The sequence below is a fragment of the Sphingobacterium sp. SRCM116780 genome (assembly GCF_021442025.1).
GTDB lineage: Bacteria > Bacteroidota > Bacteroidia > Sphingobacteriales > Sphingobacteriaceae > Sphingobacterium.
The window spans coordinates 321818-334705 of sequence record NZ_CP090446.1 but is presented as its reverse complement, the minus strand read 5'-3'; the positions used below and the strand labels follow the sequence as shown (position 1 = coordinate 334705).

The window sequence follows — 12888 nt, the reverse complement described above, 5'->3', positions numbered from 1 at the left end:
CTTCCTATTTATTTGCCAATTTTAAAACTTCCTTTGCGATCACTGTATCTGCATCCAGAAGTGCTAATTTCTTTATATTATGCGCCAAAGAACTTGATTCTGATGCATTGTCCAACAACCGTAATGCAACTTCAAATAATTCCTGCACAGCGACCTCATCCTTAACTAATATGGCTGCATCCTTCTGAACCAATGCCATCGCATTCTTCGTTTGATGATCTTCCGCAACATTCGGTGAAGGAACTAAAATAGCAGGTTTTCCAATAACACATAATTCTGAAATTGTCCCCGCCCCTGCCCGACTAATAATGACATCAGCCGCTGCATATGCATAATCCATCCGTTGCAAAAAAGCCAACATCTTGATATTGTTTGGTAATTTATGCTGTAGTTTTTGATTCAAATCATCAAAATAATAACTTCCACATTGCCAAATCACCTGTATATTTTCCTGCGTCAATTTATCCAATGCCTCAATAACACTTTCATTTAATGTACGTGCCCCTAGACTCCCCCCAGTGACCAAAATTGTCCTTTTAGCAGGATCCAATCCAAAAGACGCGAATGCTTCTTCACGTTTTCCTTCAATCGCCACCGAAGCACGTCGAATCGGGTTACCCGTTAACATGACTTTTTCAGCAGGAAAGAATTTCTCCATGCCTTCAAAAGCAACACAAATCTTAGCCGCTTTGTTTCCCAATTTTTTATTGGTAACACCTGCATAAGAGTTTTGCTCTTGTACAAGCGTCGGAATATGTAATCGATTCGCAACCATCAACAAAGGACCAGAAGCAAACCCACCAACACCAACCGCAACATCAGGTTTAAATTCCTTTACTACTTTACGCGCTTTATTCAGACTTTTCAAAAGCTTGAACGGCAGAAAAATATTTTTCCAGATTGCCTGGCGATTTATTCCCTGAATGTCCAAACCAACAATTCGATAACCAGCCGCAGGAATCTTTTCCATTTCCATGCGACCATTAGCTCCTACAAATAGGATCTCATTTTGTGGATCCAATGCTTTTAATGCATTGGCAATTGCCACAGCTGGAAAAATATGTCCACCTGTACCACCTCCACTTATGATCACTCGAATTGCCATGTTTTATATTTCCTATATTAATTACGCGGGAATTGTACCCACTACGACTCTTTTTTCTTTTGGTCTTTCGTCCAATTCCTGCTTACCTTTTAACTCTTCAATATTTCTACTCACGCTCAGGATAATTCCTAAGGCGATACTTGTAAACAAAATCGATGTCCCCCCCATACTAACTAATGGTAAGGGTACCCCAGTAACGGGGCCTAATCCCACGGCAACGGCCATATTTGCAAATGCTTGAATCGTCAAACTAAAGCCTAAACCTGCAGCCAAAAACGCTCCGAAGGCCTTCGGGCTTAATGTGACAATCCGAATACAGCGATACATCAATGCCAGATATAGAAAAATGAGTACGACACCACCAATTGTTCCATACTCTTCAATAATAATGGCAAATATAAAATCGGAATAAGGGTGAGGAAGTACATTTCTCTGAATACTATTACCTGGCCCTTTACCAAATAATCCACCTGTAGCAATGGCGATCTTAGCATTATTCGCCTGATAATTTTTATCATCTTGGAAAGAGACAGGCATACCCGTTTGCTTTTCATGTTCAATCCCCATAAAAGATTTGACACGACTATAGTAAGTAGCACGCCGAGGACCGATCGATACAACCACAATCCCCAATAACATAACCCCTGCCGATACAATAGCAATTTGTTTAAAACTGATACGTCCAATTAAAAGCAACAACACACATACCCCAAATAGCATAATTGCTGTTGACATATTTGCCCAGGCAATTAAAACAAAGACACCACAAACAGCTCCCATAATAGGGATGAATGATTTTTTAACATCTTTAATTTCTTCCTGCTTTTTGGAAAGCATACGTGCTAAAAAAGTGATTAAAGCCAATTTTGCCAAATCGGAAGTTTGAAAAGTCTGATTAATCACCGGGATAGTTACCCATCGACTTGCATCATTCACTTTACTACCAAAGACTAAGGTATACAGTAAAAGAGGGACTGTAATGACCATTAACAATTTGGAGATACCTGCATAATATCGATAATCTAATTTATGTGACAGGTACATCAAAACAAATCCAACAGCAATTAAAGAGAAATGCTTGAACAAATATAATTCTGTTCCTTTTCCTTCTTTATATGCCAACGTACCTACAGAACTGTAGACCGCCAACAAAGACCATCCAGAAAGCAGGATCACAATGATCCAGATCCAACGATCGCCTTTTAATTTAGAAAGTAAATTCTCCAACATAACTAATTACTTTAGATTTATTTTAAACCTATATCCACTACAACTCCATTACCGCAGCTTTGAACTTATCGCCACGATCTTCATAATTTTTAAACCAATCAAAACTTGCACATGCAGGGGATAATAATACGGTATCTCCTTTTTGAGCTAAATGCGACGCCAATTGAACAGCATCTTTCATGGATGAACTGTTCACGATCAATTCCGTATCACTCTCAAATGCCGTATGAATAGGTGCAGTATCCTTCCCAATACAAATAATAGCACGTACTTTATTTTTAACTAAATCACGTAACATATCATAGTCATTTCCTTTATCCACTCCTCCTAATATCAAAACGACTGGTTTTGACACACTTTCTAACGCATACCAAACAGAGTTAACGTTTGTCGCTTTAGAATCGTTGATGTAATTAACCCCTCCGATACAAGCAACTTGCTCTAAACGATGAGCAATATTTACATACGATCCCATACTTTCCTTCATCGATTGATTTCTCAACTCTTGAACCTTAGCAATAAGGCCAGAGGCCATATTGTTATACACATTGTGTTTTCCTGTCAAAGACAACTCTTCCGTTCTCATAGTAAATGTATCGCTATTAGGTATGCTAATTATAATATCTTTATCTGGAGTTAAATAAGCTCCAATTTCTACTTCTTGTTCTAGTGTGAAAGGCAAATACATGGCCGCTGTTTTGTGACGCATCAAACCTTTCTTTGTTTCTGGATCATCTAGACAGTAAATGAAAAAATCGTCTTTCGTTTGATTTTGAATCATCCGAAATTTAGAATCTACATAGTTTTCCATTTTATGATCATAGCGATCCAAATGATCTGCCGTAATATTTAAAATAACAGCTATATCTGCTCTAAAATGATACATATCATCCAGCATAAAGCTTGAAATTTCCAAAACGTACACATCAAATTGTTCTCGTGCGACTTGTAGCGCAAAGCTTTTGCCGATATTCCCTGCCAATCCAACATGCTGCCCTGCATGTTTCAACATCTCATAGGTCAACATCGTTGTTGTTGACTTCCCATTTGAACCCGTAATACAAATTAACTTAGCAGCTGTATATTGTGCTGCAAATTCAATTTCAGCAATGACAGGAATATGCTTCGCTTTCAACGAAACAACCAAAGGAGCCGTTTCTGGAATACCCGGGCTTTTCACCACCAAATCGGAAGATAAAATTCGCTCTTCACTATGTGTACCCTCTTCAAAAGAAATATGCTCTTCCTCTAATTGTGCTTTATACGATGCAGCTATTGTTCCCTTGTCAGAAACAAAAACATCAAATCCTTTTTGCTTAGCCAAAATAGCAGTACCCACACCACTTTCACCTGCTCCGAGAACAACCAGCTTACCTGACTGAGGATAATATATGGATGAAATGTTTGCCATAATGATTATCTAATTTTCAATGTTACAATGGTCAAAATGGCCAAAATAATTCCTATAATAACAAACCGTGTCACGATTTTAGCCTCGTGGTAGCCTTTCTTCTGAAAATGATGATGCAATGGAGACATCAGGAAAATACGTCTACCTTCACCATATTTCTTCTTCGTATATTTGAAGTATGAGACTTGAAGAATTACCGATATATTTTCCAATAAGAAAACCCCACATAAAATAGGAATCAACAATTCTTTTCGAATCAAAATAGCAAATGCAGCAATTACACCTCCAATAGCCAAACTACCCGTATCTCCCATAAAAACTTGAGCTGGGTAGGTATTATACCATAAAAACCCGACACAAGCACCAACAAAAGCACCGGCAAAAATTACCAGCTCTCCAGAGTTCGGGATATACATAATATTCAAATAGTCTGAGAAAATTACGTTACCAGACACATAAGCCAATATTGCTAACGTCACACCAATAATAGCCGATGTACCTGTTGCCAGACCATCAATACCATCGGTTATATTCGCTCCATTGGAAACTGCCGTCACAATAAATACCACGACAATCAAGAACACGATGAAAGTCAAAACATCGCTATGCAGCCCAAACATTTTGAATACTTTCGCGTAGTCAAATTCATTATTTTTATAAAAGGGAATATTTGTCTTAGATGACTTCACATTCTCCGCATATGTTTTCTCGCCAGTACTCTGGTTAATAATCACTTCAACTGGTTTAATGGAAGTCGGTGATGCCACATTTTGACGAACAACAATCTCTGGGTGAAAATACATCGTACAGGCAATCATAATCCCCAAACCAATTTGACCAATCACTTTAAAGCGTCCTGCCAATCCTTCTTTGTTATGACGAAATACCTTAATATAATCATCTAAGAAACCAATCGCTCCCATCCAGAGGGTTGATACAATCATAATGATGACATAAATATTTGTCAACTTAGCGAACAACAAGGTCGGAATCAGAATACCAGCAATAATAATCAAACCACCCATTGTCGGTGTCCCTTGTTTCTTTTTCTCTCCTTCTAATCCTAAATCACGAATCGTTTCTCCGACTTGTTTATTGTGAAGCACCTGAATCAGCTTTCCTCCAAAAACAGTCGTAATAATCAATGAAACAATGACAGCCATTGATGTTCTGAAAGAAATATACTGAAACAAACCTGCCCCAGGAATGTGTACATATTCGTTTAACCATGTGAATAAATGGTATAACATATTCTTATTGTTCGTTAAATGTTAATTCTAAAATCTCTCTATCATCAAAATGATGACGCACACCATTTATCTCTTGATATTTTTCATGTCCTTTTCCCGCCACCACAATGATATCACCAGACTTGGCTAACTGATAAGCAACTCGAATGGCCTCTTTACGATCAGCAATAGAAAGTACCTTATTTCTTTTTTCAGCAGGAACCCCTGCTTCCATCTCCTTAATGATAACTAATGGATCTTCTGTTCTTGGATTGTCCGAGGTGATGATTAATCGATCACTGTAACGCAATGCAGCCTCAGACATTTCTGGTCGCTTTGTTTTATCACGATCTCCGCCACAACCCAACACCGTAATGATCTGTTGACTTTGTTGACGTAATTTCTCAATTGTTTCCAATACATTCTCAACAGCATCTGGCGTATGTGCATAATCCACAATTCCAAAAACTCCATTTGGAGCTTTTATCGTTTCAAATCTACCTTCAGCACCTGTTAACACACTGAGCGCTGTTAATACACGAATGGTTTCTTGCTCTAATAAGATTGCAGCCCCGTAAACGGCCAACAAATTGTAAGCATTGAAACCACCAACTAGTTTGACCCAGACATCATGATTGTCAATATTCAACAACATGCCATCAAAATGACTTTCCACAACTTTAGCTTTAAAATCAGCTCCAGAATGTAGACCGTAAGTCTTTTTATGCGCAAATGTATTTTGCAACATCACTTGACCATTTTTGTCATCTTCATTTGTCAGTGCAAAAGCAGCTGTATCTAAATCATCAAAGAATTTTTTCTTTGCTTTAATATAATTACCAAATGTTTTATGAAAATCCAGATGATCATGCGTAATATTTGTGAAAATGGCGCCAGCGAATTTCAATCCTGCAATACGTTGTTGTATAACAGCATGTGAACTCACCTCCATAAAACAGTAATCACAGCCTTCCTCCACCATGTCACTTAATAAATGATTAAGCTGAATCGGATCAGGTGTTGTATGTGTCGCTGGAATAATTCGCTCTCCAATTTGATTTTGAACAGTTGACAATAAACCAACATGATAACCCAATTGCGAAAACAATTGAAATAATAATGTCGCAACGGTTGTTTTACCATTGGTTCCAGTCACTCCCACCAGCTTCATTTTTTTAGATGGATTATCATAGAAATTAGAAGCCACTATTCCTAAAGCAAAGGATGAATCAGCAACAACAATATAAACAACAGTATCCAAGGTATCGGCAGGCAACTCTTCAACAATAACAGCTCTAGCCCCAAATGCAATGGCTTTGTCTATATATAAATGTCCATCTGTATGAACACCTCGAATTGCGATAAACAAACTTCCAAATACAACTTGACGAGAATCAAAACAAAGCGATACTACATCAACATCCAGTTGACCGACAACTTCCTGTACAGGAATAGCGTGTAATATTGATTTTAAGTTCTTCATCCTATTTTAATTCTATCATTATCCCTGTACCTATTGGTAACTTTTGACCAGCAACTAAAGACTGCATCGCCACTTTCCCTTTTCCACTAACACTTGTTTTAAACCCAGAATTTTCTAGCGCAAACAAAGCATCAATCAATCCCATTCCCATTACATTAGGCACCACCCCTTCCTTTATTTGATATTCTACAAAAGGAACTCCAAGCGTTGATGTTGAGCTATCATTTTGTGCAATTGAATTCCAATTCACCATTTTCAATCCCAACTGTTCATATACTTTTTGAGTCGCTTCACGCGATCCTTTTAATGTTAATGCTGTCGTATTTAAAGCAGAAGTATTTATTTTTTTCTTATTAAAGGCACCATGCATTTCCAAATCATTGGCATATACCATATCGGCCAACTCTTTAAAAACTGGCCCCGCTACCGAGGCTCCATAGTAACCATTTCTAGGATTTCGTATCACTACGATAATCGAATACTTCGGATTTTCAGCAGGAAAATATCCTGCAAAGGACGATTGATATTTACGATTACGATAACCCATCGCCCCATCTGCCATTTGCGCCGTCCCAGTTTTACCAGCCGACGTATACGATGGATTTCGCAATGTTTTACCCGTACCTACTTTCATCACACCTTCCATCATCCCTCTGATCTGCCCCAAAGCTTTATCAGAAGCTATTTTTTCATTGATAACGCGCGCTTCAAATTTTTCAACTGTACTACCTAAGTGACGAATCTCTTTTACAAAGACTGGAGCAATCATCTTTCCGTTATTAGCAACAGCATTATATAAGGTCAGCATCTGCAAAGGTGTTACCTTCAATTCATAACCATAAGCCATCTGTACAAGAGACAAACCGCTCCAACTTTTACTTTTTGGAGTTTTAATCAAAGGGGATCCCTCTCCTGTAATTTGCAACTCTAATTTTTTATCCAAACCAAACGAATGCAGCTTAGCTGTAAATTTCTCTGGATTATCTTTATAATGCTCATAGATCAACTTCGTAATCCCCACGTTTGAAGATTGTTCAAAAGCCTCTATGGCAGTCATCACTGATTTTTTAGGTGCATGTGAATCTTTAATTGTATGACGATAAATCGGCCAATTCCCGTTCCCGACATTTACCGTTGTAGTGGTATCGATCATTCCATCATCAATAGCCGCCATATAAGACGCTAACTTAAATGTAGAACCTGGTTCAGCACTTTGCGCAATCGCAATATTCATCTTCTCCCGATAAACACCATCTTTATCTTTTGTAAAGTTGGCAACTGCACGAACCTCTCCAGTCTTCACCTCCATCATCACAACACAACCCTCATCTGCATTACTCGCAATCATTTGTTTTTCTAAAGCACGTTGCGCCATATCTTGCATATTGATATCGATTGTCGAAATAATATCAGCACCATCTACAGGAGCAACTTCAATATCACGATTCACAGGAATCCAAATACCACCGGCAATTCTTTGCATTAAGCGCTTACCACTTTTTCCATCAATATACTCACCGTAAGCACCTTCTAACCCCACATGAATATTCTCCCGAACATTCTTATACCCAATCGTACGTGCAGCCAAATTTACAAATGGAAGAATACGTTTATTCTGACGCTCAGTAATCAACCCTCCTGGATAACGTTCTTTACCCACACGCACAGATTTCAACAAAGGAAACTCTTTAATCACTTTCAGATCTTGATGCGAAACTTCACGCTTGATCAAAAAATAACGTTGTTTCTTATTCCTTGCCTGTTTTAATAATGTCAAATACTGTCTAGAAGATTTATCTTTAAAAAATCCGGACAACTTAATTGCTAAAGAGTCAACTTTCAAATTGAAATAATCATTTTCCTCCTCCGGAATAGCCATTGCATCAAAACGCAATTCATATTCAGGAACAGAAGTCGCTAATAGACTTCCATCATTGGAATAGATATTTCCACGAGCAGCTTCTACTTCACGCTCTTGAATCGAAAGACTATCAGATAAAGCACGCCACTTTTCACCATCAACATATTGCAAATGAAAAAGCTTCACAAAAACAGCAATCGCCACAAGGACGATCAAACCAAATGCGATATAAACACGAAATAGAATGGTGGTTCTGATATTCATAAACGTTTCCTATTTCTTTTTTTCTTTTACAATTTCAATCTTGATGGGCGGCTCTACACGCTCTTTCAACCCTAACGAATCCACACGCTTTGCGATTTCGGTTTGGGTAGACATTTTCATCAATTCAGCCGATAAAGATTTATGATCCCAGCTCAATTCTTTAACCTCCTTACCCAACTTATCAATCTTCCGAATCGTACGCTCAGCAAAATGACGATTTGTAATATAAAGCATCATTAACAAGGCAACAAAACCAATAAATGGCAAGTAATTGACGATAGAGTAAATAGATAAGTTACCAGCTGTAAGCAAAGTCCTTAGAAACTTTTGGGTTTCCTCAGCTTTTTCCTCAACAGCTTCTTGTAGTTCTTCTTGAACCTCCTCGCTTAATTCTTGCTGTCTAATTGTATTCTTACCCATCTTAACAATCAATTACACCATTAAGCTATTTCCAACTTTTCAGCAACACGCAATTTCGCACTGCGCGATCTATTATTTTCAACCAACTCTTGTTCATTAGCCGTAATCGCTTTACGACTCACGACATGAAATGGCTTTATTTCATTTCCAAAAAAATCCTTCTCCACATCTCCTCTAAATTTACCCTTAGCTATAAAATTCTTAACCAAGCGATCTTCCAATGAATGGTAAGACATCACTACAAGACGTCCTTCAGGTTTTAAAACATCAACTGTTTGCATCAAAAATTCCTGAAGAGCCTCCAACTCTTTATTCACTTCAATACGCAATGCCTGAAAAACTTGCGCATGATATTTATTTTCCTTCCCTCTTGGAACTAATTTTTTAATAACCTCTTTTAATTCAGCAACTGTGTTGATCGGAGTTGTCAATCGAGCGGTTACAATCGTTTTCGCCAACGTCTTCGCATTGATGATCTCCCCATACATACCGAAAATACGATGTAGATCTTCTTCTGTATAGGTCGCCAAAACTGTTCTTGCATCTACATCTGAAATTTGATCCATCCGCATATCCAAGTCGGCATCAAAACGAATAGAAAAACCGCGATCGGCAGCATCAAACTGATGAGAAGAAACTCCCAAATCAGCCAAAATACCGTCCACTTGCTTTATACCATTTAACCGAAGATTATTTTTTAAAAAGCGAAAATTTTGATGAATCAGTGTAAACCGTGAATCATCAATGACATTATTCAGTGCATCTGGATCCTGATCAAAGGCAAACAATTTACCCTCAGACCCCAAACGCTTCAATATTTCCTTGGAATGCCCCCCCCCACCAAATGTCACATCAACATACACGCCATTTGGTTTAATCGCCAAAGCATCCATACACTCTTGCAACATTACAGGTACATGATAAACATTATCCATTCGTCAATCCTCCTAAATCAAAACCTCCCATTACTTGTTCAGCCAAAGCAGAGAAATCTTCTCCCAAATCTCCATTCATAAAATCCTCATACCCATCTTTTGACCAAACCTCAATTTTATTTACCTGACAAGCTAAAACAACTTCCCCGGTTATACCAGAATAATCCAACAAACCTTTTGGTAACAACACACGCCCCGCTGCATCTAAACTTAATTCGGTTGCTCCTCTAGTGAAATTTCGAATAAACATCCTGTTTTTCTCTACATACTGATTCAACTGCGCAAGTCGAGCTGTAATTGCATTCCACTCTTCGCGCGTATAAATCACCAAATGCTTTTCAAATCCACGATTGATCACAAGCCCCTCACGCTCAACATCAGGCAACTGCCTTTTGAGCGCAGCAGGCAACACCATTCTTCCTTTGGTGTCTAACTTGCATTCATATTCGCCAATTAAAAAACTCATTTTGTATACAATGTTTCAATTTTAATGTAAAAGTATACACTTTCACCCACTTTTACCCACTTTTACCCACAAAAAAGTTTTCCACATAGCAAAACATCTACATTTAATCAAAACAAATTGCAATAAGACAAGGACAAAAAGCTAAATATCAATGCATAAACACAGTTTTTGAACCGTTTTCAAAAATAGTATAGCACGAAAAAATTTAAACATTAAGCCATGTTTTTTTTCGTCAAATGGTACAATAAATACTCTTTAAAAACATATTTTTTATAAGAAAATCGAAAAAATGGGTAAAAGTGGGGCATTTTTCCAAACTTATTTTAACCCCCTAAATTCTACGTCTAATCGGATCGGGAAAGTTAAAACTAGGCTGGAGTCGTCCAACAAAATAACTGGAAAAAAGTAATCCGATTATTTAGAAAGCAACGAAAAACAACAAAAAAAGCCGTTTGATTTAGTGCAGGTGATTTTATTTTTAAAAATTGTTGTATATCGCATAGAAAATAGGGATACAAAATGCGCATACTAGATACAAGATATAATACCAGCAGTGACCATATAAAAATTAGCAGACAGACAACTCATGAACGATAAGGATATAAAACGACTTTCTAGATTGACTGCAATCCTAACCCAATTGCAAACGAAACGGCTGTTGACAGCTTCTGAATTAGCTGACAAGTTTTTAGTTAGTAAAAGAACAATCTATCGAGACATTAAAGCATTAGAGCAGGCAGGTGTTCCCATTTTAACAGAAGAGGGAAAAGGTTATAGCCTAATGAATGGTTACAGAATTCCACCTGTGATGTTTTCTGAAAGTGAGGCCAATGCTTTGATTACAGCGGAACAATTGGTCTTAAAAAACAAAGATGCATCATTTGTAAAAGACTACACAGAAGCGGTTAGTAAAATAAAATCTGTTTTACGAAACAACACAAAAGATAAAGTCAATTTGCTTTCTAATCGAATTATATCTGGACAAAATACGGACAACGACCGAACAAGTAATAACTTATCAACTCTTCAGTTGGCTTTGACAAATTTCAATCTAGTCAAGATAAAATATTATTCGCCTTATACTGACCAAACAACTGAAAGGACCATTGAACCTTTTGCAATTTACACCTCCGATGAGAATTGGTTGCTCATTGCACTTTGCAGATTAAGAAATGATTATAGAGCATTCCGTTTAGATCGCATTGCAAGTTTATGGGTATTGAGTCAAACATTCAAACCGCACAAAATTACCTTTGAAGAGTATTTTGACATTTGTAGAAAAAAATGTTTAACACCCTTGCCATAGGGCTGTCACAAGAGCATTATAAATTTGCAGGATAACACAATCATAAAGAAATGAGAACGAAAAACTTTCAGAACTTCATGCTTCTTGCATGTCTATTATTCTCCATCACAGCTCAGTCACAAGTACAAACAAAAAAATCTAAAACAATGAACAATCAAATCATTCAAAAATTTTATGTCGTTGGAATATCAACAAGAACAACCAATGAAAATGGGCAATCCGCCAAAGACATTGAAACATTATGGGGGAAATTTTGGAACGAAGAAATACAAAAACAAATTCCGAACAAAATTAGTGATGATATTTATGCCGTTTATACAGATTACGAAACTGACTTCACAGGTCCATACACAACCATTATTGGATTAGCAGTAAATTCTCTAGAACATATTCCTAAAGGATTTATAGGCATAACAATTGAAACTTCGATCTACCAAAAATTTGTTTCAAAAGGTAAGATGCCAGAAGCGGTTTTCAATACCTGGCTGGAAATATGGCAAAACAAAAAGCTAAACAGAGCTTATAAAGCTGATTTCACTATTCATGGTAAAAAATATTATGATGGAGATCAGGCAGAGGTAGAAACTTTTATATCAGTAAAGGAATAAACCGTCCTCTAGGATGTCTACTGATCTTATTTGAGCTGAAACAATAAAAAGCAGAACAGTGCTCATCTTAAAAGCTGAACCACAACTATTCACCAAGCACCCAAAGTATACATTTAACTGCTAGTTGCTAATTGAAGTAACTAGCAGCTATTGATCCAGTCCCTTAACAAGTATACTGCAGGGTATAAACGCACTAAAAGCGTTATTCAAGAAAGCATGCTATTTATAGATGATAAGTGTAGGGTAATTGCGTTATCGATATGCTTTTCATACTATATGTATGCTTTATATACGCTTAGTCCCTGCTTAGGGATAGGAGGACACTTTCATAAATATGGAAATAGAAACGATAGGAAGTGGGGGTTAATAAGTAAAATAGTAGGGAGCTGACTCGTACCTTGTTCGTACCTCATTCGGACCTCGTTCGAACAAAAACGAATAAAGTACGTTTGAGGTTCGAATAAGCTACGTTGAAAACAGGATGAATTTTAGAACTTAACCTCTTGACAAATGCTATTTTATAATGTGTCATTATAAAAAGTACCATCATCTATAGCTATAGAAGTGGAT

11 protein-coding genes are annotated in these 12888 nt (G+C 37.3%); 2 read left to right on the top strand and 9 right to left on the bottom strand.

The genetic code is table 11. The annotated features are described in order from the left end of the window. Nucleotides 1–4: 4 nt before the first annotated feature. Genes murG through mraZ form a run of 9 tightly spaced genes read right to left on the bottom strand, consistent with a single transcriptional unit; the run spans nt 5 to nt 10404 of the window. The gene (murG, locus tag LZQ00_RS01340; RefSeq protein WP_234511259.1) at nt 5–1105 is read right to left on the bottom strand and encodes an undecaprenyldiphospho-muramoylpentapeptide beta-N-acetylglucosaminyltransferase; all 1101 of its coding nucleotides are present in this window, start codon (nt 1103–1105) and stop codon (nt 5–7) included. 21 nt (nt 1106–1126) lie between these two features. Further along, on the bottom strand, nt 1127–2335 hold the full coding sequence (locus tag LZQ00_RS01335) for an FtsW/RodA/SpoVE family cell cycle protein (protein WP_234511257.1): 1209 nt from the start codon (nt 2333–2335) through the stop codon (nt 1127–1129). 37 nt (nt 2336–2372) lie between these two features. Then, a complete protein-coding gene (gene murD / locus LZQ00_RS01330) occupies nt 2373–3746 on the bottom strand; it encodes a UDP-N-acetylmuramoyl-L-alanine--D-glutamate ligase (RefSeq protein WP_234511255.1) in 1374 nt (457 codons plus the stop codon). A gap of 5 nt (nt 3747–3751) precedes the next feature. Further along, complete coding sequence (gene mraY / locus LZQ00_RS01325; protein WP_234511253.1) at nt 3752–4996, bottom strand: phospho-N-acetylmuramoyl-pentapeptide-transferase; 1245 nt, start codon at nt 4994–4996, stop codon at nt 3752–3754. 4 nt (nt 4997–5000) lie between these two features. After that, on the bottom strand, nt 5001–6458 hold the full coding sequence (locus tag LZQ00_RS01320) for a UDP-N-acetylmuramoyl-L-alanyl-D-glutamate--2,6-diaminopimelate ligase (protein WP_234511252.1): 1458 nt from the start codon (nt 6456–6458) through the stop codon (nt 5001–5003). 1 nt (nt 6459) lies between these two features. After that, entirely contained in the window at nt 6460–8583 is a 2124-nt protein-coding gene (locus LZQ00_RS01315) for a penicillin-binding protein (RefSeq protein WP_234511250.1), read from the bottom strand. A gap of 9 nt (nt 8584–8592) precedes the next feature. Further along, entirely contained in the window at nt 8593–9003 is a 411-nt protein-coding gene (locus LZQ00_RS01310) for an FtsL-like putative cell division protein (RefSeq protein WP_234511249.1), read from the bottom strand. A 20-nt stretch (nt 9004–9023) separates the two neighbouring features. Beyond that, nucleotides 9024–9938: a 16S rRNA (cytosine(1402)-N(4))-methyltransferase RsmH gene (gene rsmH / locus LZQ00_RS01305; RefSeq protein ID WP_234511247.1), complete on the bottom strand. Its 915-nt coding sequence runs from the start codon at nt 9936–9938 to the stop codon at nt 9024–9026. After that, on the bottom strand, nt 9931–10404 hold the full coding sequence (mraZ, locus tag LZQ00_RS01300; RefSeq protein ID WP_234511246.1) for a division/cell wall cluster transcriptional repressor MraZ: 474 nt from the start codon (nt 10402–10404) through the stop codon (nt 9931–9933). Before mraZ ends, rsmH begins: the two co-directional genes overlap by 8 nt. A 586-nt stretch (nt 10405–10990) precedes the next feature. On the opposite strand from mraZ, the gene LZQ00_RS01295 reads away from it, so the two are divergent. Next, on the top strand, nt 10991–11710 hold the full coding sequence (locus LZQ00_RS01295; RefSeq protein WP_234511244.1) for a helix-turn-helix transcriptional regulator: 720 nt from the start codon (nt 10991–10993) through the stop codon (nt 11708–11710). A gap of 50 nt (nt 11711–11760) precedes the next feature. After that, entirely contained in the window at nt 11761–12318 is a 558-nt protein-coding gene (locus tag LZQ00_RS01290; RefSeq protein ID WP_234511242.1) for a GyrI-like domain-containing protein, read from the top strand. The last annotated feature ends 570 nt before the right edge of the window (nt 12319–12888 follow it).